This window comes from Amycolatopsis sp. WAC 04197, from assembly GCF_003947475.1.
Classification (GTDB): Bacteria; Actinomycetota; Actinomycetes; order Mycobacteriales; family Pseudonocardiaceae; genus Amycolatopsis; species Amycolatopsis japonica.
The window spans coordinates 92,723-116,196 of the sequence record NZ_QHJK01000007.1; the positions used below are offsets into that span (position 1 = coordinate 92,723).

Genomic DNA, 23,474 nt, shown 5'->3' on the forward strand with positions numbered 1-23,474 from the left:
CAGCCTGTCCGCAAGGGTCTTACTTGACCTGGAGCAGCTTGTTCGCCGTTCCACCGGTCGGGTTGCTGATCTTGCCGTCCGCGGCGGCGGCGACGAGACCTTCGGCGACCTGGGCCGGGGTGGCGTCGGGGTGCGTCGAGAGGTACAGCGCGGCGGCACCGGCGACGTGCGGCGCGGCCATCGAGGTACCGCTGATGGTGTTGGTGGCGTCGTCACCAGTGCCCCACGTCGAGGTGATGTCGACACCCGGCGCGTACAGGTCGACGACCGAACCGTAGTTCGAGAAGCTGGCCTGCTTGTCAGTCTTGTCGCTGGCGGCCACGGTGATGGCCTCCTTCACCCGGGCCGGGGAGGTGGTGCCGGCGTCGGAGGACTCGTTGCCAGCCGCGAGCGCGAAGGTCACGCCCTTGTCGATGGCACCCTTGACCGCCGCGTCCAGGGCGTCGTCCGCGCCGCCGCCCAGGCTCATGTTGGCGACCGACGGGCCCTTGGCGTTCGCCGCGACCCAGTCGACACCGGCGACGACACCCTCGGTGGTGCCGCTGCCGTTGGCGTCCAGCACGCGGACGCCGACGATCTTCACGCCCTTGGCCAAGCCGTGGTCCGTGCCGCCGATGGTGCCGGCGACGTGCGTGCCGTGGCCGTGCTCGTCGTTGGGGGTGTCGTCGTTGTCGACGAAGTCCTTGCCGCCGGTGGCGCGGTCACCGAAGTCCTTGTGCGAGCCGCGGACACCGGTGTCGATGACGTAGGCGGTGACGTTGTCGGCCTTCACCGGGTAGGTGTACTTGTTGTCGAGCGGAAGGTCCGCCTGGTCGACCCGGTCGAGGCCCCACGACGGCGGGTTGTCCTGGGTCTCGCTGATCTTGAACGTCTTGTTCTGGACGACGTACGCGACCTGCGGGTCGGCGGCGAGACGCTTCGCGGCGGCCTCGTCGGCCTTGATCGAGAAGCCGTTCAGCGCCGAGCCGAAGGTGCGGGACAGCGTGGTGCCGTACTGACCGGTGAGGCCCTGCGCCTTGGCGGCCACGTTCGCGGTGATCTCGCTCGCCGCGGCGACGCCCTGGCCGACCGCGGTGGGCTTGAGGACGACGATGTAGCTGCCGCCGACCGCGTTGGCCGCACCCGCGCCGCGGATCTCGCCCTGCTGGTCGGCGTTGGCCGCACCCGCGCCGAACGTGGCGACCGCCGCGGTCACACCGGCGAGGGCGACTCCCGCCACGAGGCCGCTACGGGTCTTTCGGGACTTCAGGTTCTTCCGGGACTTGCTCACTGGTTCCCTTCCTGCCGCGCCGTGCGGATCACCCGGGAGGATGATCGTTGTTGAAAGCCATGCAAGCCGGTGCGCAGGTGGCCGGGCAATGATTCACAGTTACCAGTACTAGGCCATCCGGAGTAACGGCGCTCGTCCGGAAAGTCGTTTTCGCCTGGCAGAAGGCGCCCCTGAAGCGTTACCTCAGACTGTTAAAGTTATTCGTGTTGTTATCAACCGGGCGGTGTCAGGGAACGGCAGACGGGGGCGGTCGGGCAGCATATGGTGGCGGGGAGCGCGGCGGACCGAGTGACCACGGACGATGATGATCAACCGCGTACCGCGTTCGCCACCGCGTTGCGATCGGCCATCGCCACGAGCGGCCTGAGTCTCGACCGTATCCAAGCCCGGCTGCTCGCGCGCGGCGCGTCGGTGAGCGTGACCGCGCTGAGTTACTGGCAATCGGGCAAACGTCAGCCGGAACGGCAGAGTTCGCTGTCCGCCGTCCGGGTGCTCGAAGAGGTACTGGCGATCCCCGCCGGATCGCTGCTCAGTCTGCTCCCGCCGCCGCGGCCGCGCGGGGCGTCGTCACGCCGCAGCCGGGCCACCACCGAGCAGCCGCTGACCTTCCCGCTCGAAGCGCTCCAGGCGTTGCTGGAGAAGGTCGGCGCGCCCAACGCGCTCGAACAACATCATCAGCTGAAACTCGTCGGCCTGCACGACCTGTGCGAGATCGCCGAGGACGGCGGGCAACGCGCGGTGACCGCGCGGGCGGTGTTCCAGGCGGGCGCGGACGGGCAGGACCGCTGGCTGCTGGTGTACGCCCAGGGCGACCCGGAAGCGGGGCCGCCGGTGCTGAACACGCTGCGCAACTGCCACGTCGGGCGCGCCGAGGTCGACGACGAGCACGGGCTCACCGTGGCCGAACTGCTCTTCGACCGGCCCATCGATCGCGGCGAGACTCACCTGATCGAGTACTCGCTGACCAACCCCGGGCCGCCGTACCCGGAATGCCGGAACACGCATTACCGCGAGTTCCGGCGTCCCGTACGCGAGTACCTGCTGGAGGTGCGGTTCGATCCGGAGTCCAGCCCGGCGAAGTGCTGGCAGTATTCGCGCCAAGGCACCTCGCCGATGGACCGGAAGGAACTCAAACCGGACCAGGGCAACGGTGTCCACGCCGTCGCGCTCGACTTCGGCCCCGGCGTCTTCGGCATCGACTGGGAGTACTAGTGGAGCTTGTTGCGCAGCACCTTCCCGGTCGCGTTGCGCGGTAACTCGTCGAGGAACTCCACGTCACGCGGCACCTTGTACCGGGCGAGGTTCGCCTTGACGTACTCGCGCACGCCGTCGACGTCCAGCTCCGACTTCTCGGCCCGCACCACGAACGCCTTCAGCCGCTGCCCGAACTCGGGATCCTCGACCCCGACGACCGCGGCTTCGATCACGTCTTCGCGTTCGACCAGGAGGTTCTCCACCTCGATCGGGAAGACGTTCTCGCCGCCGGAGACGATCATCTCGTCGTCGCGGCCGTCGATGAACAGCAGGCCGTCCTCGTCGAAGTGGCCGACGTCGCCGCTGGACAGCAGCCCGTCGATGATCTCCTTGTTGCGCCCGTCGGTGTAGCCCTGGAAGCTCAGCCCGCTGCCGACGAACACCCGGCCGGTGACATGCGGCTCGGTGATCTTGCCGCCCTTTTCGTCGTACAGCGCCACTTTGCAGCCCACCGGCGCGCGGCCGACGGTGCCCGGCGCCTTGCGCCAGTCCTCGGGCGTCGCGACCGTCGCGACCGCGACCTCGGTGGAGCCGTAGAGGTTGTGCACGACGTCGCCGAACGCGGCGGTCGCGCGGTTCCCGAGATCCGGGGACAACGCGGAGCCGGCGACGAAGATGATCCGCAGGCTCGACGTGTCGTACTTGGCGCGGATCTCCTCGGGCAGGTCGACGATGCGCTGCAGCATCGTCGGCACGAGGACCAGCGTGGTGCAGCGGTTCTCCGCGACGCCGCGCAACGTCTCCTCCGGCACGAACTTGCGCCGCATGACGACCTTCGAACCCAGCGCGAACGACAGGATGAACTGCGACAACCCGGTGCCGTGGAACAGCGGCGCGCCCATGTAGGTCGCCTCGCCGGTGCGCAGCGGGATGCGGTCGAGGAACTGCGCGGAGGCGAGCGCGGAGGTGTGCGGCCGCGGCGCGCCCTTCGGCGTTCCCGTGGTGCCACTGGTCAGCAGGATGAATCCGCCGGGTTTGGCCGGCGCGGGCCACGGACGGTCGTCGGTGCTGGCGACCAGTTCGGCGACGACCGGGATGCCGGCCGGGCGCGCGGTGTCCGAATCGACCCAGGCGAGGTAGTGCTCGACGTCGCCCTCGACGGCGTCCAGCAGCTCGGTGAACTCCTGGTCGTACACGAGCGCCGTGACGCCTTCACGTTTCGCGACGTCCGCGAGCTGGGGTTTGGCGAACCCGGTGTTCATCAGCAGCAGCTTGGCGCCGAGTTTGCCCGAGGCGAGCATCGTCAGCACGAGACCGCGGTGGTCGCGGCACAGCGCGGCGATCACCGAAGCCGGGCCGAGGCCGCGTTCGGACCACGCCCTGGCCAGCGCGTTCGACTGGGTGTCGAGTTGTTTGAAGGTCAGCGGCCCCAGCTCGTCGATGATGCCGGTCGCGGTCGCGTCGCGGCGGGCGGCGATCATGTTCGCCCCGGCGAACGGGCCCCACTTCCGCACCATGACCAGCGAACGCAGGCCCTCGTCCACCCGCGGGATCGGGAGCAGGCCCGCTTGCCGCATCACGTCGATGCTGCGCACGGTCTCGGTCACCTTGCCCGCCACCAGGGTGGCGAGGCCGGTGGGGTTTCTCATCCGGGCACCTCCGTTGCTGCTGCGGCGAGACACCATGCCACCGATGGTTCGCGTACCGGCGGTATGGGGTTGCTACTCGACAGTAGCCGACCGATAGCGCAGGCGCACTAGCCGTCTGGTGACAGAAATGTCGGAGGGAACCACCACAATGTGAGTGTGCAGGCGATCGCAGGTCAAGAGGAGGATGGCGACTTCGCGATCGCACTTTCCGGGCAGTCGCCGCGGCGCGGACTGAAGCTCGCGGAGTTCGTCGCCGAAGTACGCGAGCTGGAGGCGGAGCACTCACCCCGTTGGGTGTTCCCGTCGGTCGAAGGGACGTATCCCGCGTTGATCAAGGCGGGCGTCCGGGTGCGGCGCTGCCACGACCTGACGCTGATCGAGGGATTGCTCCTGGCCCACGAGGGGCGGCCGCAGGAGTCACGAAGCCTGCGCGCGGCGCTGGCCAGGGCGAACGGACAGGAGGCGCCCGCCGACGAGCCGCCGCTCTGGGCCGAGGACGACCAGCCGACGCTGTTCGAGACACGCGGCCCTCGGCTGCCCGCCGGGGTCACGGTGATCGACGCGGCGCGCCGGGTGCTGGCCGAGCAGGAGAAACGGGTCGCGTTGACCGACCATCCGGAGCGGCTCCGGCTGCTCTTCGCGGCGGAGTCGGCGAGCGCGCTGGCGGCCGCGGAGATGTCGGCCGACGGCTTGCCCTGGCGGGCGGACCTGCATTTGGCGTTGCTGGCCGACCAGCTCGGGCCCCGCGTCCCGGCCGGGCAGCGGCCGAAACGGCTGGTCGAGCTGGCGGCGAAGATCAGCGACGCGTTCGGCGGGCGCCCGGTCAACCCGGACGCCCCGGCCAGCGTCGTCCGCGCGCTCGGGCGGGAGGGCATCGAGGTCTCGTCGGCGAGGAAGTATCTGCTTCGCGACATCGACCATCCCGCCGTCCCGCCGCTGCTGGAGTACAAGGAGCTCGCGCGGCTGCATTCGGCCAACGGCTGGACCTGGCTCGACGAGTGGGTGCGCGACGGACGGTTCCGCCCGCATTACGTCGTCGGCGGGGTCGTTTCCGGCCGCTGGGCGAGCCGGGGCGGGGGCGCGCTGCAGATCCCGAAGGTCCTGCGGACCTGTGTCCGGGCCGATCCGGGCTGGAAGCTGGTGGTCGCCGACGCCGCGCAGCTGGAGCCGCGGGTGCTGACGGCGTTGTCCGGGGACCGCAAGCTCGCCGACGTCGCCGCGGCCACGGATCTGTACGCGAGCCTCGCCGAGGCGATGTTCTCCGGCGTGCGCCGGGTGCCCGTGCCCGCGTGGGACGACAGGGACGACAGGGACCGCGCGAAGATCGCGATGCTGTCGGCGATGTACGGCGGCACGTCCGGTGAGGCCGGGCCGCTGCTGGCGTTGCTGCGCACCAGATTCCCGGACGCGGTGTCCTATGTGGAGCGTGCCGCGCAGGCCGGGGAACGCGGGGAGCGCGTCCGCTCGCGGCTGGGCCGGACGTCGCCCGCGCCGTCGGAGGCGTGGCGCGCGCTGACCGGCGGGGTCGCGGCGGACGAGGCCGGCGAGCTGAAGGCGCGTCAGGCGGCGCGCAACTGGGGCCGGTTCACCCGCAACTTCGTCGTGCAGGCGAGTGCGGCGGACATGACCGCGGTCCTGCTGGCGACCCTGCGCGGCAGGCTGCCCGCCCCCGCGCACCTGGTGTTCTTCCAGCACGACGAGGTCTTGGTACACACCCCGGCCGAGTTCGCCGACGAGGTCTCGCAGTCCATTGTGGACAGCATGGCCGAGGCGGCGCGGCTGCTCTTCGGTGCCGCCTGCCCGGTCCGGTTCCCGCTGCACATCGCCGCCGTGGACACCTACGCCGACGCCAAGTGACCGCATTTAGTCCTCTAAATGCGGGCGACGTCCGTCACGCGCTCGGCTGGGTGCCCTCGCATTCAGAGGACTAAATGCGGGCGGCGTCGTCCAGGGCCTTGATGACGCGCTTCAGCGAGACGGGGTGGGCGGTACCCAGGGTCTGGGCGAAGAAGCTCACCCGCAGTTCCTCGATCATCCACCGGATCTCCCGCAGTGCGGGCGACGAGGTGCCCGGCGGGAGCGCGTCGAGGGCGGCCTGGTACTCGTTGCGCAGCCAGGCGATGTCGCCGGTGCGCTGGATGTCCCGGGTCGGCTCGGTCGGAAGCTTCTCCAGCCGCCGTTCGATCCCCCGCAGGTACCGGACGACGTGCTTGAGCCTGTCCTGCCCCGTTTCGGTGACGAAACCCTTGTGCACCAAACCGTCCAGCTGTGCGCGGATGTCGGCGAGCGAGTCCTTCGGGCCGCGTGTGTCGGCCAGCCGGGTTTCGACGTCGTTGGCCGCGCGCAGGATCTTCTCGACGTTGGTCAGCACGTCGAGCACCCCCGCGTTCAAACCCGCGCGCACCTTTTCCAGCAGGACGGCGAATCCGGCCTCGTCCCAGCGCGGTCCGCCGTTGTCGGCCACGAGCTTGTCGACCGCGCAATCCACACAGTCTTCGAGCAACGCCGCCACCGAGCCGTGCGGATTCCGGTTCAGCACGAGTTTCGACGAGTTGCCGAGGCTGCGGGTGATGAACTTCATCGGCGACGGGATGTTCAGCCGCAGCATCCGCCGCGTGCCCGCCCACATCGACTGTTCCTGCTGGCCAGGCGTGTCCAGCAGCCGCACCGCCACGGAACCGCCTTCGTCGACCAGCGCCGGATACGCCTTGACGTCGTGCCCGCGCTGCTTGCTCGCGAACACCTTCGGCAGTTCGCCGAACGCGGGCGTCGTCAGCCCCTCGCGCTCGATGCTGTCGGCGGCCTTGGAGATCGTCGCGCGCACCTGGCCGCTCAGGTCTCGTTTGAGCGCCTCGATGTCCTTGCCTTCGGACACCTTCTTGCCACGCACGTCGACGACGCGGAACGTCATCTTCAGATGCTCGGGAACCGTCGACAGCTGCCAGGCGTCATCCGGGATCACCACCCCGCGCAACGCTTCCAGCTCGTCGGCGACGACGTGCAACAGCGGCCCGTCGGCCGGGCCGACCCGCGACAACACCAGTTTCGCGTGGTCGGGGGCCGGCACGAAGTTGCGCCGGATCGCCTTGGGCAGTGACTTGATCAGCTGCGTCACCAGTTCTTCGCGCAGGCCGGGCACCTGCCAGTCGAAACCGTCCGGGGTCACCTGGTTCAGCACCGGCAGCGGGATGTGCACGGTGACGCCGTCCGCGTCGGCACCCGGCTCGAACTGGTACGTGAGCTTGAACGTCTGCGTGCCCTGCGTCCAGAAGTCGGGGTAGTCGGCCTCGCGCACGCCGCCCGCGGTCTCGTTGATGAGCATCGTCTTCTCGAAGCTCAACAGGTCGGGCTCGGTGTGCCGCGCCTTCTTCCACCAGCTGTCGAAATGCCGCGCGGAGACGACGTCGGCCGGGACGCGCTGGTCGTAGAACTCGAACAGCGTCTCGTCGTCGACCAGGATGTCGCGACGGCGGGCCCGGTTCTCCAGGTCCTCGACCTCGTCGAGCAGCGCGCGGTTCTCGCGGAAGAAGTGGTGTCGGGTCTCCCAGTCACCCTCGACCAGCGCGTGCCGGATGAACAGCTCGCGGCTCACCTCGGGATCGATGCGCCCGTAGTTCACCCGGCGGTCGGCGACGAGCGGGACGCCGTACAGCGTCACCTTCTCCGTCGCCATCACCGCGCCCTGCTTGCGTTCCCAGTGCGGCTCGGAGTAGTTCCGCTTCACGACGTGCCCGGCGAGCGGCTCGACCCATTCGGGCTCGATCCGCGCGTTGACCCGGCCCCACAGGCGCGAGGTCTCGACGAGTTCGGCCGACATGACGAACCGCGGCTGCTTCTTGAACAACGCCGACCCCGGGAACACCGAGAATCGTGCCCCGCGTGCGCCGAGGTAGTCGCCCTTGGCCGGATCCTTGAGGCCGACGTGCGACAGCAGCCCGGCGATCAGCGACGTGTGCACACGTTGCGGATCGGCCGGGCCGGAGGTGTTGAGCGTGATGCCGAGCGGTTTGGCCAGCTGACGCAGCTGGCTGAAGATGTCCTGCCATTCGCGGATGCGCAGGTAGTTCAGGTACTCGTTGCGGCACATCCGGCGGAACTGGTTGGTGGACAACGCCTTCTGCTGCTCGCTGACGTACTCCCACAGGTTGAGGTACGCCAGGAAGTCCGACGTCTTGTCCGCGAACCGCGCGTGCTGCTCGTCCGCCGCCTGCTGCTTCTCCGCCGGTCGCTCCCGTGGGTCCTGAATGGACAGTGCGGAGGCGATGATCATCACTTCGCGGACGCAGCCGTTGCGCGAGGCCTCCAGCACCATCCGCGCCATCCGCGGGTCGACCGGGAGCTGCGCGAGCTTGCGGCCGGTCTCGGTGAGCTTCTTGCCGTCCGACATCTCGAACGCGCCGAGTTCCTGCAGCAGCTGGACGCCGTCGGTCACCTGACGGCGATCCGGCGGCTCCACGAACGGGAACGCCGCGATGTCGCCGAGCCCGAGCGAGGTCATCTGCAGGATGACCGACGCGAGGTTGGTCCGCAGGATCTCCGGATCGGTGAACTCGGGCCGCGCGTCGAAGTCGTCCTCGGAGTACAGCCGGATGCAGATACCGTCGGACGTCCGGCCGCAGCGTCCCTTGCGCTGGTTCGCCGACGCCTGCGAGACCGGCTCGATCGGCAGCCGCTGCACCTTGGTGCGATGGCTGTAGCGCGAGATCCGCGCGGTACCGGGGTCGATGACGTACTTGATGCCGGGCACGGTCAGCGACGTCTCGGCGACGTTCGTCGCGAGTACGACACGGCGCCCGGTGTGGCGCTGGAACACCCGATGCTGGTCCGACGACGAAAGCCGCGCGTACAGCGGCAGGATCTCGGTGTTCCTCAGGTCCTGTTTGGACAGCGCGTCCGCCGCGTCGCGGATCTCCCGCTCCCCGGAGAGGAACACCAGGATGTCCCCTGGTCCCTCGTGCTGGAGTTCGTCGACGGCGTCGCAGATGGCCTGTGTCTGGTCGCGGTCCTGATCGGCGTCCGGATCGTCCGGGTCGATGATCGGCCGGTAACGGACCTCGACCGGATACGTCCGGCCGGAGACCTCCACGATCGGCGCGTCGTCGAAGTGCTTGGAGAACCGCTCCGGATCGATCGTCGCCGAGGTGATGATCACCTTGAGGTCGGGGCGCCGGGGCAGGAGCTGCTTGACGTAGCCGAGGATGAAGTCGATGTTGAGGCTGCGCTCGTGCGCCTCGTCGATGATCAGCGTGTCGTACTGCCGCAGCATCCGGTCGGTCTGGATCTCGGCGAGCAGGATGCCGTCGGTCATCAGCTTGACCAGCGTGTCCTGGCCGGACTGGTCGGTGAACCGGACCTTGTAGCCGACGGTCTCGCCGAGTTCGGTGTTCAGCTCGGAGGCGATGCGATCGGCGACCGTGCGCGCGGCCAGCCGCCGCGGCTGCGTGTGCCCGATCTGGCCGCGGATGCCGCGGCCGAGTTCGAGGCAGATCTTGGGCAGCTGGGTCGTCTTGCCCGACCCGGTCTCCCCCGCGACGATCACCACCTGGTGGTCGCGGATGGCCTCGGCGATCTCGTCCTTCCGCTGGCTGACGGGCAGCTCTTCGGGGAAGGAGATCTTCGGGACGCTGTCGCGCCTGCGCGTGATGCGGAGTTCGGCGGCCTCGATGTCGGCCTCGATCTGGGCGGCGATCGACTCCGCGTTGCGCGCTTTGCGGGCACCGTCGAGCCGGCGCCGGAGGCGGTGCTCGTCGCGCGACATCAATTCGGGCAGGCGAGCGCGCAGGGCGCCGAGCGGGGAAGGTTGAGCAGCCATGACCGGCACCAGGATAGCCGTGCGTGACGATCCGGGCCTCCGAATATCCTGCACGTCACCACCCACCCCGCGCGTTTCGTCCTCTGAATGCGGTAGTTGGCAGCGCGAACTACCGCATCCAGAGGACTAAACGCGGGTGAGCGAGGCCGGCGTGAGGTCGGCGAGCCGCCGGTGCCCGGACAGGCCCATGGTCAGGTCGAGGTCGGCGAGCAGGCTCCGCAGCACGTGCCGGACGCCGTCCTCCCCCGCGTGCGCCAGGCCGTACACCCACGGCCGCCCGACCAGCACGGCCTTGGCCCCGAGCGCGAGCGCCTTGGCGATGTCGGCACCGGTGCGGATCCCGGAGTCGAACAGGATCTCCAGCCGGTCGCCGACCGCGGCCACGATCTCCGGGAGCGCGTCGAGCGACGCGATCGCCCCGTCGACCTGGCGGCCGCCGTGGTTGGACACGACGATCCCGTCCATCCCGGCGTCCACGGCGCGGCGCGCGTCGTCGGGATGCTGGATGCCCTTGAGCACGATCGGCCCGTCCCAGTGCTCGCGCAGGAACGGCAGCCGGTCCCAGGTGCTGTCGGTGCCGGTGATCATCGAGATCCACCGCAGGATCGCGGTCGGCGCGTCCTCCTCCGGCGTCTTCTCCAGCAGGCCGCGGAACACCGGGTCGCTCAGCGGGACGCCGAGCCCCTCGCCCTTGATGAACGGCAGGTACGCGTGGTCGAGGTCGTTCGGGCGCCAGGCGAGGGTCCAGGTGTCGAGGGTGACGACGAGCGTGGTGAACCCGGCGGCCTTCGCCCGCGCCAGGATGCTCGCGCAGACGTCGTTGTCGGTCGGCCAGTACAGCTGGAACCAACGCGGCCCCTCACCACTGGCCTCGGCGACGTCCTCGATGCTCGTGGACGACGCCGTCGACATCACGTAGGGCAGGCCGACCGACGCCGCGGCTCGCGCGGCCGCCGGTTCGGCGCCCTCGTGGACGATCGACTGGACACCGACCGGCGCCAGCAGCACCGGCGCCGGAACGGGCGTGCCCAGCACGGTCGTGGACAGATCGCGTTCGGTGGCGCCGGTGAGCATCCGCGGCACCAGGCGCCAGCGGTCGAAGGCATCGCGGTTGGCCCGGGCGGTGGCGCCGGAACCGGCCGAACCGGCGACATACCAGAACGGTCCGGGCTCCAGGATCTCCCGCGCCGACTCCTCCAGTTTCGTGGCGTCGGTGGAGCACGGCGGGAAGGTCCCGCCGAGCCCCTGCAGGTAGATCTCGTTCTGGTAGCCGCCGAACCGCTCCGTCACCCAGGCCTCCTCGTCACGTCGCCCTGGCCGGCTCGTCGCGGCGGGTCGAGCCTCGGACAATACTCGCCGGTAGCAACCAGGTGAGCTTCTCGGAGCGGATGACCGCGACTGGACCGATCACGGCCAGCAGGAGGACGTAGCCCGCGACGAACGGGGCGACCCGCGAGTCGAGCCCGGCCGCGGTCGCCATCGCCGCGAGCACGAGTGAGAACTCGCCCCTGGTGAGCACGGTCAGCCCGATGTTCACCCCGGCCTGGCGATCGAACCCGTTGACCCGCGCGGCCAGCGCGCCCGCGCCCAGGTTCAGCACGATCGTCAGCGCCACCGCGATCAGCACCGGCACGACCACCGAGCCGACCGCGTTCGGATCGATGCTGAGCCCGAAGATGAAGAAGAACAGCGCGCCGAACGCGTCCCGCAGCGGGAGCACCAGCTTGTGGATACGCGGCGCGACCTTCGAGCCGCCGAGCATCATGCCGACCATGAACGCGCCGATGGCGTCGGACACCCCGACCTCCTCGGCGACGGCGGCGCCCATGACCGCGACCCCGACGAAGCAGACGGTCAGCAGTTCGTCGTCGGCCGAGCCGAACAGCTTCGACACCACCCGGCCACCCCAGCGGGCGAGCGCGGCCATGACGATCAGGAACGCGAAGGCCTTGCCGAAATCGGCGAGCGCCGAACCGAAGCTCCCGGCGCCGGACAGCACCGGCTGCAGCAAGGCCAGGTAGAGGGCGAGGAAGATGTCCTCGATCACGATGATGCCCATGATCAGCCGGGATTCGGGGTTGTCCATCCGGCGGGATTCGAGCAGGAGTTTGGTGACGATCGCCGACGACGAGATCCCGATGGCACCGGCGATGACCAGCGCCTCCCTGGTCCCCCAGCCGAGCAGGAAGCCGAAGGCGAGCCCGCCGCCGATGTTCAGGATCAGGTAGATCAGCCCGGACCAGACGAGTTTGCGCCCGCCCTTGGCCAGATCGTCGAGGGAGAACTCGAGGCCGAGGTAGAACAGGAGGAAGACGAGGCCGAGCCCGGCGAGCACACCGAGCTCTTTCGGATCGTCCACAAGGGACAGACCGGGGGTGTTGGGGCCGAAGACGAAACCGGCCAGCATGAACAGGGGGATCGTGGGCAGCCCGATACGGGCGCCGGCTCTGGCGATGACGCCGGCGGCGAGGAACGCCCCGCCGACGGCCAGCAGGGCATGACCGGAACTCATGGAGACCTCCGATGGATGGCTGATACGGGCAGAAGACGCCGGTCAGCGCGGAGGTGCCCGTGCGGGCGCCTGGGGCACCGCACGGGTGATGACGACGGGTTCGTCCTGCTCAGGGACGTGGCCGGCGTCGGGGAGGTCGACGGTCTCCGCTTCGGCGGGAGCGTCGGCGAGGGGAACGGCCTGCCCGCCGTGGAACGCGGGCAGCGGATGGGTCGCGAAAACGGCGACGGGATCTTCCTTCGCGGCCCGGCCGTGCCCATGGGGAACGGTCGGCGTGACGAAGGCGAAGACGAGCAAGATCAGCAGGAAGAAGACGGAACGGTGCCGTGCGGCGGGGGCACGGGTCGTCGTCATCTGCCCACCACTTTACCATTCCTTTATAGACATATCGACGGGGGGTCCGTCACATGTGTCCATTTAGGATAGTTTGACGGCGGCGAGCTCCTCGTCTTCGAGCGGACCGCCGATGGCGGCGTAGGTCTCGGGATCCCTCGTCCGCAACACTTCCGCGCGCAGGAAGCCCGCCAGCGCGGCGACGAGCACGAGACCGGGCAGCCCCCAGCGCAACACGAACGTCCCGGCCGGGCCGAGCAGCAGATCGAAGTTGAGCAGGATCAGCGCCAGGACGGCCGACAGCGCGAGGATCGCCAGCGACGGCGCGATCCAGCGGCGCCAGGCGTTTTCGGCGTGACGGCGCCGTTTGAAAAAGCCGATCACCGAAAGCGAGACGGCGATCATGATCACCACGACCCCGGTCGACGCCGTCGTACCGAGCCAGGTGAACAGTTCGGTCACCGGGTCGCGGCCCGCGATCGCGAAGAGCGACACGACCACCAGCGCGAGCGCGGTCTGCGTGAGCGAACCGGCCACCGGCGCGCCGGTGCGTTTGCTGGTCTTGGCCAGCGATCGCGGCAACAGCCCTTCCCTGCCCAGCGCGAAGAAGTACCGCGCGACGGCGTTGTGGAAGCTCAGCAGCGCCGCGCACTGGCCGGTGACGAACAGCGTGTACGCGACGTCGGAGAACGTGCCGCCGAGATGTTCGCCCGCCAGGTTGAACAGCAGATCCGGGCCCTGGGCGGCCGCGGTCGTCACGATGACGTCCGGCCCGGCGCCCACGGCCAGCGCGAGCGACGAGACGACGTAGAGCACCGCGGTGAGCGCGATCGCGGCGAACGTCGCCCGGCCGACCGTGCGGCTGGGTTCCCGGGTCTCCTCGCCGTAGGTCGCCGCGCCCTCGAAGCCGATGAACGCGGCCGCGGAGAACGCGAACACCGCGCCCACCCCGGTGGTGAACAGGCTCGACGGTTCCAGCGGAACCAGGGAAACGCTGCCACCGGCCGGATTCGCGAACAACGCGATGTCGACGATCGCGACGACGGCCACCTCGAGGCACAGCGCCACCCCGAGCACCTTGGCGTTGAGATCGACCCGCAGGACGCCGAGCGCGCCGACGAGGAGCACCATCACCAGCGCGCACAACCACCACGGCGGCGGGGATCCGGTGAGCGTGCCCAGCCAGGTCGACACCGACCAGCCGAACAGGCCGTAGATGCTGATCTGGATGGCGTTGTAGGAGATCAGCGTGACGAACGCGATCCCGGCGCCGGTGGATTTGCCGACCCCGTTGGCGACGTACGGGTAGAAGGCGCCCGCGTTGGTGATGTAGCGGCTCATCGCCGCGTACCCGACCGCGAACAGGCCCAGGATCGGGGCGAGCAGAAGGAACGACAACGGCACCCCGACACTGCCGGTGACCGCGTAGTTCGTCGGGACCCCGCCCGCGATGGCGAAGAGCGGACCCGCCGCGGCCACCACGAAGAACACGATCTGGGCGGCTCCGAGCCGCCGATGACCGAGACCGCGCCGCGGTCTTTGCGTACCCATGGACCCGTCCCCCCGGACGTCGGTTTGGCGGTGTGGAGGTTCTTGATCTTGCGAAGCCATCCCACCCTAGGGCCGGGCACCACGGCGAGGTACGTCCGTTCAGGCTAAAAACGGACCTCGGGTCGCAGTGGTACCCGCACTACCGCTACTTTGGCCGTCCCGCACCACAACGCCGGAGGGCGTGCCATTCATGCGTCGGCTGACCTTGGTCGATTCCCTGTTCTTTCTCGCCCACGACGAGTTCACCGGAAAACCCGCGCTGCGCCGCACGGGACTCGGCATCGGAATGGCCGGTTCCGCGCTCTGCGATCTCCTCCTCGCCGAGCGGATCACCGTGGAACGCAAGCGAATCCGCCCGCTGTCACGACGCGGCCTCGCCCATCCCCCGCTCGACGGGGTGTTCTCGGAAATCCTCCGCGAGCGCGAACGGCACACCGTCCGGGAATGGGTCACCCATCTCCGGCACGACCTCGGGGAAACGGTCGCGGACAATCTGCTCGCCGCCGGGGTGATCGACCGCGAGACCGACCGGATGCTCATCCGGAAGAATCACCGGTACCCGCCACGGGATCTGCTGATGTCGACGGCGGCGCGCAGCAAGGTGCGGGCGGCCGTCCTCGGCACCGAACAGCCGGATCCGCATTCGGTCTGCCTGGCCCTGCTGGCCTGGACCATCGGGCTCGACGACTTCTGCGAACCGGAACTCGACCGCGCGGGCCTGCGCGCCTGGGCAGAGTCCACTCATCGGGAACTTCCGAAGGCGCTCGCCGAACTGATCTCGGGGGTCGACGCGGTATGCGCCGCCGTCGTCTACACCGGCGACCGCCGGTAACCGAAAATCTTCGACCGGCTCTCCCCCTTGCCGGAAACTGTCACCCGTGGTTATCGTGTGCCCACGCCGCAGCAACACCCTGACAGAAATGACAATTCTCTGTGGAAAGGGACACCTTTCATGAGTGACACCCTGCGGCCCGCGATGCGTCGTGCTCTCGGCGCGGTCTCCGTTCTCGCCCTCGCCGTTTCCGGCCCCGTCGCGATCTCCTCGCTCGCGTCCGCCGCGCCCGTCCCGGCGTCGGCGTCGATCTTCGCCTCCGGTGGCGACCTCGCCTCGCCGGAGAAGAAGGAGATCGCGATGCAGATCGTCTCCAGCGCGGAAAACTCCTCCCTGGACTGGAAAGCGCAGTACTCCTACATCGAGGACATCAACGACGGGCGCGGGTACACCGCTGGCATCATCGGGTTCTGCTCCGGCACCGGGGACATGCTGGAACTCGTCGAGCGCTACACGAACTCGGTGCCGGACAACCCGCTCGCGGAATACCTCCCGGCGCTGCGCGAGGTCGACGGCACCGATTCGCATGAAGGGCTCGGCAGCGGTTTCGAAAACGCGTGGCGGGAGGCCGCCGGTCGCGAGGACTTCAAGGCGGCGCAGAACAGCGAACGGGACCGCGTCTATTTCGACCCGGCGGTGAATCAGGCGAAATCGGACGGTCTGGGCGCACTGGGACAATTCATCTACTACGACGCCATCGTTATGCACGGCCCGGGCACCAGCCAGGACAGCTTCGGCGGTATCCGCTCGGCCGCGCTCCAGCAGGCCAAGCCGCCCGCGCAGGGTGGTGACGAGACGGCGTACCTCAAGGCGTTCCTCGACGCGCGGCGCGTGGTCATGAAGCAGGAAGAGGCGCACGCGGACACCTCGCGGATCGACACCGCCCAGCTGGTGTGGCTCAACGACGGCAACCTCGATCTGCACACCCCGCTGAAGTGGGCGGTCTACGGGGATCCGTACGAGATCGGCTAGCGCGCCGCGACGCATGTCATGAAAGGGCCGTTCAGGACATCTTTCGTCCTGAACGGCCCTTTCATGACACACGCGAGGGGGTGAGCTAGCCCGCCAGCAGGTCCTCGGCGGTCCGCGTGTTGATCACCCGGTCCGGCTCGATCCCCAGTTCGTTGGCCCGTTCGCAGCCGAAGACCAGCCAGTCCAGCTGGCCGGGGGCGTGCGCGTCGCTGTCGATCGCGAAGTCGCAGCCCAGGTCGACGGCCAGGTTCAGCAGCCGCGTCGGCGGATCCCGGCGCTCGGGGCGCGAGTTGATCTCGACGGCGACTCCGTTGTCCCGGCACGCGGTGAACACCGCTTCCGCGTCGAACTCCGACTCGGGGCGCTTCCCGCGGCCACCCATCACCAGCCGTCCGGTGCAGTGCCCCAGCACCCGGACCCGCGGATGCTGTACCGCGGCGATCATCCGCGGCGTCATCTCCTTCGCGGGCATCCGCAGTTTCGAGTGGACACTCGCGACGACGAAGTCCAGCCGCTCCAGCAGTTCTTCCTCCTGGTCGAGCGTGCCGTCCAGGTGGATGTCGACCTCGATGCCGTGCAGGATCCGGAACGGCGCCATCGTCTCGTTCAGTTCCGCGACGACGTCCATCTGGCGGCGCAGCCGCTCGGGCGAGAGCCCGTTCGCGACGGTCAGCCGAGGCGAATGGTCGGTCAGCACCATCCATTCGTGGCCGAGCGCGCGGGCGGCCTCGGCCATCTCCTCGATCGGGCTCCCGCCGTCGGACCAGTCCGAATGGGTGTGGCAGTCGCCGCGCAGCGCCGCCCGCATCGCACCACCGTCGGGCAGCTTCGGCTCGCCGATCTTCTCGAAGTACGCGGGACGGCGCCCGGCGAGGACGTCCTCGACGACGGCCGCGGTCGCCTTGCCGATATTCGGCAACGCGGTCAACGTGCCCGCCGCGGCGCGTTTGCGCAGGTCGTCCGGCTCGACCTTGGCGATCACCGAGGCCGCCTGCCGGAACGCCCGCACCCGGTAGGTCGGCTCGCCCGCGCGTTCCAGCCGGAACGCGATCTCCCTCAACGCCTGCGCCGGTTCCATGCCTACCTGTCTACCCCGTCAGCGGCGAAGAGGCAGCTCATGCAGCGTGACATCGCGCAATTCGCCGTCGAGGACCTCGGCGGTCTGATAGGTGCAGAACGGCTGCCGCCGCCGGTCGGTCGGCGAGCCGGGGTTCAGCAGCCGCATCCCGTTCGGGGTGACGGTGTCCCAAGGAATGTGGCTGTGCCCGAACACGAGGACGTCGGTGTCCGGGAAGAGTTCGTCGCAGCGCCGTTCACGGCCCTGTTTGGCGCCGGTTTCGTGGACGACCGCCAGCCGGACGCCGCCGAGGTCCGCCCGCGCGATCTCGGGGAGCCGCGCCCGCAGGTCCGCGCCGTCGTTGTTGCCGTAGACGCCGATGAGCCGCTCGCTCCGGGCCTCGAGTTCGTCCAGCAGGGCGACCTCGACCCAATCGCCGGCGTGGACGACGACGTCCGCCGCGTCGACCTCGCGCCAGACCTGATCCGGCAGCGCCTTCGCGCGCAGCGGCAGATGGGTGTCGGCGATGAGCAGCAGCCGCATCAAGCGTCTCCGATGGTTTCGAGGGTCCGCTCCAGGAAATCGCCGATGTGGGCACGCAGCAACCCGGCCGCGCCCTCGGCGTCGCCCTTCTTCGCCGCCGCCAGCACCGCCTTGTGTTCGTTCCATTCCTTGCGCCAGCTGGGATTCGCCTCCCAGCCGACCACGCTGATCAACGCGGCGCGGTCCCTGAGGTCGTCCAGTATCGACACCATCAGCGGGTTGCCGCAGCCGCTGTACAGCGCGCGGTGGAACCGGCGGTTGAGCAGGCTGAGCGCGGCGTGGTCCTTGTCCGAGAGCGCCGCCGACGCCTCTTTCAACGCTTCCGCGGCGTCTTCGAGCAGGTCCGGCGAACGACGTTCGACCGACCGGCGCACGGCCTCGGGCTCCAGCACCATGCGGACGTCGTACACGGATTTCGCCAGCTCCGCGTCCACTACGCATACCGAAGCGCCCTTGTACGGGCTGAACGTCACGAGTCCCGTGTTCGACAGCACCTTGAGCGCCTCGCGGACGGGCGTCTTCGAGACGCCGAGCCGGGCCGCGAGTTCGGCTTCGACCAGCGGCTGGCCGGGCTTCAACTCCCGGGTGAGGATGCCGCGGCGGATCTCGTCGAGCACCACTTCGGTCCGTGAGGCGGGCAGGCTGAAGGTCGAAGACATGGGCCGATCATATATGAGATGCCATACTCGCGGTCATGAGGAACCCTGAGGAACTCCGCAGCCACCGCTGGTTCGGCGGCGACGGACTGCGCGGCTTCAGCCATCGGGCCCGGAGCAGGCAACTCGGCTACAACCCGGAGGAGCACCTCGGGAAGCCCGTCATCGCGATCCTCAACACCTGGAGCGACATCAACCCCTGCCACATGCATCTGCGCGAGCGGGCCGAACAGGTCAAACGCGGGGTGTGGCAGGCGGGCGGATTCCCGCTGGAGTTCCCGGTCGCGACGCTGTCCGAGACGTTCCAGAAGCCGACACCGATGCTCTACCGCAACCTGCTTTCCCTGGAGACCGAAGAGATCCTGCGGTCCTACCCGATCGACGGCGCGGTGCTCATGGGCGGCTGCGACAAGACGACACCCGCGTTGCTGATGGGCGCGACGAGCGCGGGACTGCCCGCGATCTTCGTGCCGGCCGGGCCGATGCTGCGCGGGCACTGGCGGAACGAGGTGCTCGGCAGCGGCACCGACATGTGGAAGTACTGGGACGACAAGCGGGCCGGGCTGATCGGCGACGCGGAACTGTCCGAATTGGAGCGTGGACTGGCCCGTTCTCCCGGAACCTGTATGACGATGGGGACCGCGTCCACGATGATGTCGGTCGCCGAAGTGCTCGGCCTGACCTTGCCCGGCGCGGCGTCGATCCCCGCCGTCGATTCGGCGCACCACCGGATGGCCGCGGCGAGTGGCGCGCGGGCCGTCGAGATGGTGTGGGAGGACCTCACCATCACGAAGATCCTCGACGAGCGCGCGTACGCCGACGCGATCACCACCGTGCTGGCGCTCGGCGGCTCCACCAATGCCGTCATCCACCTGATCGCGATGGCCGGACGCGGGCGGATCCCGTTGTCCGTCGACGATTTCGACGCGATCGCGCGCCGGGTCCCGGTGCTGGCGAACATCCGTCCCGGCGGCGACTGGCTGATGGAGGACTTCTACTACGCCGGCGGGCTTCCCGGTCTGCTCTCCCGGCTGACCGACCTGCTGCACACCGATCGCGTCACGGTCACCGGCCGGACCCTCGGCGAGAACCTGGCTTCGGCGCGGGTGCACGACGACGACGTCATCCGCACGCGTGAAAATCCCGTCGCCACCGAAGGAGGAGTCGCGGTGCTGCGCGGGAATCTCGCGCCGTCGGGCGCGGTGATCAAGCACATCGCCGCCGAACCGCGGCTGCTCGTCCACACTGGACCCGCCGTGGTCTTCGACGACTACCGGGACTTGAAGAAGCGCATCAACGACCCGTCGCTCGGCATCACCGAGGATTCGGTGCTGGTGCTGCGCGGATCCGGCCCGCTCGGCGGCCCCGGCATGCCCGAGTACGGGATGCTGCCGCTGCCGGATCACCTGCTGGCCAAGGGGGTCCGCGACATGGTGCGCGTGTCCGACGCCCGGATGAGCGGCACCAGCTACGGCGCCTGCGTGCTGCACGTCGCACCGGAGTCCCATGTGGGCGGTCCGCTAGCGCTCGTCCGCGACGGCGACCCGATCACCTTGGACGTCCCTTCGCGACGGCTGAGCCTCGACGTCGATGATGCGGAATTGCAACGTCGCCGGGCGGAGTGGACCACGCCCGCCCCGCGGTACGAACGGGGTTACGGCGCGTTGTACGCCGAACACATCACGCAAGCTGATGAAGGCTGTGACTTCGATTTTCTCGCACGGGTGGGCGAAAACCCGGAACCTGACGCCCAGTGACCACCCGACGGAGTGACCCGCTCACCCAACCGGGCGAGTTGCAGGCCCACAAAACGCGCCCCGTATCTTGAACCTACGTCCGGAACGTGTGGAAGCCCGGATGTTCGATCACGAAGCCCGGCACTCGCCGGACCGTGGAGGGTGGAGAGTTGCCGCAGGAACCGCGCTGGCCCGAGTCCCACGCTGAGCAGACGGACATTCTCCCGGTCGTCACGCCCGGGTTCGCGGAGTCTGCCACGCCGCAGGAGCCCACGCCACCGAAACGCCGTCGCAGCTATCGCAAGGCCGCCTTCATCGGCGGCGGCGTGTTCGGCCTCCTGGTCGTCGCGTACGCCCTCGACGTGCTGGTCTCCCAGGGCAGCGTCCCCCGCGGCGTCACCGTCGCCGGGGTCGACGTCGGCGGGATGGACCGCACCGCGGCCGAGAAGGAGCTCCGGGGCGGCATCGAACCGCGGCTGACCCGGCCGGTGAAGATCGTCGCGGGCGATGCCGAGGAGTCGCTGGCGCCGAACAACGCCGGCCTCCGCCTCGACTGGCCCGCCACCCTGGACCAGGCGGGCGACCAGCCGCTGAACCCGTTCACGCGGATCGCGTCGTTCTTCTCGACCACAGAGGTCGGCGTCGTCACCCAGACCGACGACGCCAAGCTCACCGGCGCGCTGGAGAACCTGCGCGACAAGGTCGACCGCGACCCCGTCGAAGGCACCGTGCGCTTCGAGGAGGCCAAGCCGGTCGCCGTCGAGCCGAAGACCGGGCAGAAGCTCGACCTCGAAGCCGCCAAGAAGACCATCCTGGAGCGCTGGGCCAGTGGCGAGCAGCTGAACCTCGCGGTCACCCAGACGCCGGTCAAGGTCTCGCCGGAGGCCGTCCACGCCGCCCTCGAGCAGATCGCGAAGCCCGCCGTTTCGGCGCCGATGGTCATCAAGGGCGAGGGCAAGGACGCCGTCGTCAAACCCGAGGACATCGCGGGCGCGCTGACCTTCGAGCCCGTCGACGGCGGCGTGCTGAACCCGAAGGTGGACAACAACAAGATCATCGAGGCCGCGGGTCCGCAGCTGAAGTCCACCGAGAAGGAGGGCAAGGACGCGCAGATCGTCTTCGAAGGCGGCAAGCCGACCGTCCAGCCGTCCGAGGACGCCAACGTCGTCGACTGGGAACCCAGCCTCAAGCCGGTGCTCGACGTGCTCAAGCGCGCCGCGCCGCGCGAGCTGCCGGTGACCTACAAGAAGACCCCGGCCAAGGTGACCACCGAGCAGGCGAACCAGCTCGGCATCAAGGAGGTCGTCAGCGAGTTCAAGACCGGCGGCTTCGCGCCGGACTCGGGGACGAACATCCGGGTCGTCGCGCAGAAGGTCAACGGCGCCATCGTGAAGCCGAACGAGACGTTCAGCCTCAACGGGTTCACCGGGCCGCGCGGTGCCGCGCAGGGCTACGTCGAGGCCGGCGTCATCAAGGACGGCGCACCCGGCCGCGAGGTCGGCGGCGGGATCTCGCAGTTCGCGACCACGCTGTACAACGCGTCGTACTTCGCCGGCATGAAGGACACCGAGCACAAGGAACACAGCTACTACATCAGCCGTTACCCGGCCGCCCGCGAGGCGACCGTGTTCCAGAACCACAACGGCGGCAGCGTGATCGACCTGAAGTTCACCAACGACGGGGACACCGGCGTCGCGATCCAGACCATCTGGACGCCGTCGGACATCACGATCCGGCTGTGGGGCACCAAGAAGTACACCGTCGAGTCGATCCCGGGCGGCCGCACCAACCCGTCCGACCCGCCGACGAAACCCGGCCCCGCCGAGAACTGCAAGCCCAGCAACGGCGCGCCCGGTTTCACCACGTCGGACACGCGGGTCATCAAGGACGCCGCGACCGGCCGCGAGATCCGGCGCCACACCCGGAACGTGCACTACAACCCGCAGCCGAAGATCACCTGCGGCACGGAGTAGCGCTTCACGCGCTTTTAGGGTTCACCACCCGCGTCCGGAGCGGTACGCTGAGTGACTCACTCGACCGGGCGGGGGTGGTCACCTCGTGGAAGCCAAGGCGACCTTCCGGCAGATCCTCGCGGTCGGTGAACTGCGCGCGATCTGGTTCGCGGAACTCCAGTCCATCCTCGGCGACCAGGTGGCCAGGGTCGCCCTGTCGGTGCTGGTGTTCCAGCGCACCGGCTCGGCGACGTGGCCCGCGCTGACGTACGCCCTCACCTACCTCCCCGATCTGATCGGCGGGCCGTTGCTCGGTGGCCTGGCCGACCGGTACCCGCGCCGCGCGGTGATGGTCTGCTCCGACGTCGTCCGCGCGCTCCTGGTCGCGGTGCTCGCCGTGCCCGGTATCCCGTTGCCCGTGCTCGCCGCCGTGCTGGTGGTGGTGCAGCTGGCCAACGCGCCGTTCACCGCCGCGCAGGCCGCGGTCCTCCCGTCGGTGCTCAGCGGGGATTCCTACGTGCTCGGCCAGTCCCTGCTGAAGATCACCAACCAGATCGGCCAGCTGGCCGGATTCGCGCTGGGTGGCGCGGTGATCGCCGCGATCGGGCCGGGCCGCGGGCTGGCGCTGGACGCGGTGACGTTCGCCGTCTCGGCGGTCGTCCTGCGGCTGGGTGTGCGGGCGCGGCCCGCGACGGGCGCCGAAGGCCCCGCGACGTCGACCCTGCGGCGGCTTTCGGCGGGCGCCCGGACGATCTGGCGTGACCGCCGGTTGCGCGCGCTGGTCGGCCTGGCGTGGCTGGCGGGTTTCGTGATCGTGCCGGAAGGGCTCGCCGTGCCGTACGCCGCGGAGATCGGCGGCGGGGCGGTGACCGCGGGCCTGCTGCTCGCGGCGCATCCCGCGGGGATCGTGCTCGGGGTGTTCGCGCTGGGCCGCCTCGTGCGGCCCGAGATCCGGTTGCGCCTGGTCGGCGCGCTGGCGCTCGGCGCGATCGTGCCGCTCGCGGCGTTCTGGTTCCGGCCGTCGCTCCCCTACGCCGCCGGACTGCTCGTGCTGTCCGGGATGTGCGCGGCCTACCAGGTCACCGCGAGCACCACGTTCATGCGGCTGGTACCCGACACCGAACGAGGCCAGGCCTTCGGCCTCGCCGGGTCGGGGCTCATCGCCGTGCAGGGAATCGGGCTGATCGCCGGCGGCCTGCTCGTCGGCGTGCTCGGTTCACCGGCGACGACGGTCTCGGTCATCGCACTCGCCGGTCTCGTAGTGGCTGTTCCGGCCACCCGGGCTTGGCGCCACGTGGCCCCACCGCACCCCCTTTAGACCGGAACCCGGTACTCACCAGTTCTGCCCGCGCATAGGGCTCACCCCCTCCGCTTCCCCGTTCCGGTCACGCGTGGTGCACCCACG

General features: G+C 69.3%; 17 protein-coding genes. 7 read left to right on the forward strand and 10 right to left on the reverse strand.

The features are described from left to right. Positions 1-19 precede the first annotated feature (19 nt). Entirely contained in the window at positions 20-1,270 is a 1,251-nt protein-coding gene (locus DMC64_RS24580; RefSeq protein ID WP_125735449.1) for a S8 family peptidase, read from the reverse strand. Positions 1,271-1,531: 261 nt separating this feature from the next. Here DMC64_RS24580 and DMC64_RS24585 point away from each other — a divergent pair, with 261 nt between their 5' ends. Beyond that, the gene (locus DMC64_RS24585) at positions 1,532-2,482 is read left to right on the forward strand and encodes a hypothetical protein (RefSeq protein WP_125735450.1); all 951 of its coding nucleotides are present in this window, start codon (positions 1,532-1,534) and stop codon (positions 2,480-2,482) included. Here the strand turns inward: DMC64_RS24585 and DMC64_RS24590 are convergent. Beyond that, positions 2,479-4,113: an acyl-CoA synthetase gene (locus DMC64_RS24590; protein WP_125735451.1), complete on the reverse strand. Its 1,635-nt coding sequence runs from the start codon at positions 4,111-4,113 to the stop codon at positions 2,479-2,481. The two genes, DMC64_RS24585 and DMC64_RS24590, sit on opposite strands and share 4 nt — an antisense overlap. Before the next feature lie 150 nt (positions 4,114-4,263). Here DMC64_RS24590 and DMC64_RS24595 point away from each other — a divergent pair, with 150 nt between their 5' ends. Continuing rightward, positions 4,264-5,970, forward strand: coding sequence for a bifunctional 3'-5' exonuclease/DNA polymerase (locus tag DMC64_RS24595; RefSeq protein ID WP_199755082.1), 1,707 nt, complete (start codon positions 4,264-4,266; stop codon positions 5,968-5,970). 70 nt (positions 5,971-6,040) lie between these two features. Here DMC64_RS24595 and hrpA read toward each other — a convergent pair whose 3' ends face one another. From hrpA to DMC64_RS24620, 5 genes are all read right to left on the reverse strand, one after another. Next, positions 6,041-9,925 carry an ATP-dependent RNA helicase HrpA gene (gene hrpA / locus DMC64_RS24600; protein WP_125735453.1) on the reverse strand — a complete coding sequence of 1,295 codons (3,885 nt, stop codon included), beginning with the start codon at positions 9,923-9,925 and terminating at the stop codon, positions 6,041-6,043. A 126-nt stretch (positions 9,926-10,051) separates the two neighbouring features. Next, positions 10,052-11,215, reverse strand: a complete 1,164-nt coding sequence (locus DMC64_RS24605; RefSeq protein ID WP_125735454.1) for a lactate 2-monooxygenase — start codon at positions 11,213-11,215, stop codon at positions 10,052-10,054. Positions 11,216-11,228: 13 nt separating this feature from the next. Then, positions 11,229-12,437, reverse strand: coding sequence for a cation:proton antiporter (locus tag DMC64_RS24610; RefSeq protein WP_038517693.1), 1,209 nt, complete (start codon positions 12,435-12,437; stop codon positions 11,229-11,231). Between the two features lie 42 nt (positions 12,438-12,479). Beyond that, entirely contained in the window at positions 12,480-12,791 is a 312-nt protein-coding gene (locus DMC64_RS24615; protein ID WP_037346766.1) for a hypothetical protein, read from the reverse strand. Positions 12,792-12,854: 63 nt separating this feature from the next. Next, a complete protein-coding gene (locus tag DMC64_RS24620; protein WP_037346764.1) occupies positions 12,855-14,321 on the reverse strand; it encodes an APC family permease in 1,467 nt (488 codons plus the stop codon). A gap of 190 nt (positions 14,322-14,511) precedes the next feature. Here DMC64_RS24620 and DMC64_RS24625 point away from each other — a divergent pair, with 190 nt between their 5' ends. Next, positions 14,512-15,153 (forward strand): GPP34 family phosphoprotein, encoded by a 642-nt coding sequence (locus DMC64_RS24625; RefSeq protein ID WP_125735455.1) that lies wholly within the window; start codon positions 14,512-14,514, stop codon positions 15,151-15,153. 120 nt (positions 15,154-15,273) lie between these two features. Further along, on the forward strand, positions 15,274-16,125 hold the full coding sequence (locus DMC64_RS24630; protein ID WP_125735456.1) for a chitosanase: 852 nt from the start codon (positions 15,274-15,276) through the stop codon (positions 16,123-16,125). Between the two features lie 85 nt (positions 16,126-16,210). Here the strand turns inward: DMC64_RS24630 and DMC64_RS24635 are convergent, their stop codons facing one another. Genes DMC64_RS24635 through DMC64_RS24645 form a run of 3 tightly spaced genes read right to left on the reverse strand, consistent with a single transcriptional unit; the run spans position 16,211 to position 18,384 of the window. Next, positions 16,211-17,203: a PHP domain-containing protein gene (locus DMC64_RS24635; RefSeq protein WP_037346756.1), complete on the reverse strand. Its 993-nt coding sequence runs from the start codon at positions 17,201-17,203 to the stop codon at positions 16,211-16,213. Positions 17,204-17,221: 18 nt separating this feature from the next. Then, a complete protein-coding gene (locus tag DMC64_RS24640; RefSeq protein WP_125735457.1) occupies positions 17,222-17,725 on the reverse strand; it encodes a metallophosphoesterase in 504 nt (167 codons plus the stop codon). Then, the gene (locus DMC64_RS24645) at positions 17,725-18,384 is read right to left on the reverse strand and encodes a GntR family transcriptional regulator (RefSeq protein ID WP_125735458.1); all 660 of its coding nucleotides are present in this window, start codon (positions 18,382-18,384) and stop codon (positions 17,725-17,727) included. The genes DMC64_RS24640 and DMC64_RS24645 overlap by 1 nt, the downstream gene beginning before the upstream one ends. 35 nt (positions 18,385-18,419) lie before the next feature. On the opposite strand from DMC64_RS24645, the gene araD reads away from it, so the two are divergent. From araD to DMC64_RS24660, 3 genes are all read left to right on the forward strand, one after another. After that, the gene (araD, locus tag DMC64_RS24650; RefSeq protein WP_125735459.1) at positions 18,420-20,138 is read left to right on the forward strand and encodes an L-arabinonate dehydratase; all 1,719 of its coding nucleotides are present in this window, start codon (positions 18,420-18,422) and stop codon (positions 20,136-20,138) included. Positions 20,139-20,287: 149 nt separating this feature from the next. Beyond that, positions 20,288-22,090 carry a VanW family protein gene (locus DMC64_RS24655; RefSeq protein ID WP_125735460.1) on the forward strand — a complete coding sequence of 601 codons (1,803 nt, stop codon included), beginning with the start codon at positions 20,288-20,290 and terminating at the stop codon, positions 22,088-22,090. Between the two features lie 85 nt (positions 22,091-22,175). Next, positions 22,176-23,387, forward strand: coding sequence for an MFS transporter (locus DMC64_RS24660; protein ID WP_125735461.1), 1,212 nt, complete (start codon positions 22,176-22,178; stop codon positions 23,385-23,387). Positions 23,388-23,474: the final 87 nt, after the last annotated feature.

What these genes read in the sequence shown, in the direction of transcription:
- DMC64_RS24610 (WP_038517693.1), bottom strand. Translation starts at nt 12,437, where the DNA reads ATGAGTTCCGGTCATGCCCTGCTGGCCGTCGGCGGGGCGTTCCTCGCC.
- DMC64_RS24630 (WP_125735456.1), top strand. Translation starts at nt 15,274, where the DNA reads ATGAGTGACACCCTGCGGCCCGCGATGCGTCGTGCTCTCGGCGCGGTC.
- DMC64_RS24645 (WP_125735458.1), bottom strand. Translation starts at nt 18,384, where the DNA reads ATGTCTTCGACCTTCAGCCTGCCCGCCTCACGGACCGAAGTGGTGCTC.
- DMC64_RS24590 (WP_125735451.1), bottom strand. Translation starts at nt 4,113, where the DNA reads ATGAGAAACCCCACCGGCCTCGCCACCCTGGTGGCGGGCAAGGTGACC.
- araD (WP_125735459.1), top strand. Translation starts at nt 18,420, where the DNA reads ATGAGGAACCCTGAGGAACTCCGCAGCCACCGCTGGTTCGGCGGCGAC.
- DMC64_RS24585 (WP_125735450.1), top strand. Translation starts at nt 1,532, where the DNA reads ATGGTGGCGGGGAGCGCGGCGGACCGAGTGACCACGGACGATGATGAT.
- DMC64_RS24640 (WP_125735457.1), bottom strand. Translation starts at nt 17,725, where the DNA reads ATGCGGCTGCTGCTCATCGCCGACACCCATCTGCCGCTGCGCGCGAAG.
- DMC64_RS24625 (WP_125735455.1), top strand. Translation starts at nt 14,512, where the DNA reads ATGCGTCGGCTGACCTTGGTCGATTCCCTGTTCTTTCTCGCCCACGAC.
- DMC64_RS24635 (WP_037346756.1), bottom strand. Translation starts at nt 17,203, where the DNA reads ATGGAACCGGCGCAGGCGTTGAGGGAGATCGCGTTCCGGCTGGAACGC.
- hrpA (WP_125735453.1), bottom strand. Translation starts at nt 9,925, where the DNA reads ATGGCTGCTCAACCTTCCCCGCTCGGCGCCCTGCGCGCTCGCCTGCCC.
- DMC64_RS24615 (WP_037346766.1), bottom strand. Translation starts at nt 12,791, where the DNA reads ATGACGACGACCCGTGCCCCCGCCGCACGGCACCGTTCCGTCTTCTTC.
- DMC64_RS24620 (WP_037346764.1), bottom strand. Translation starts at nt 14,321, where the DNA reads ATGGGTACGCAAAGACCGCGGCGCGGTCTCGGTCATCGGCGGCTCGGA.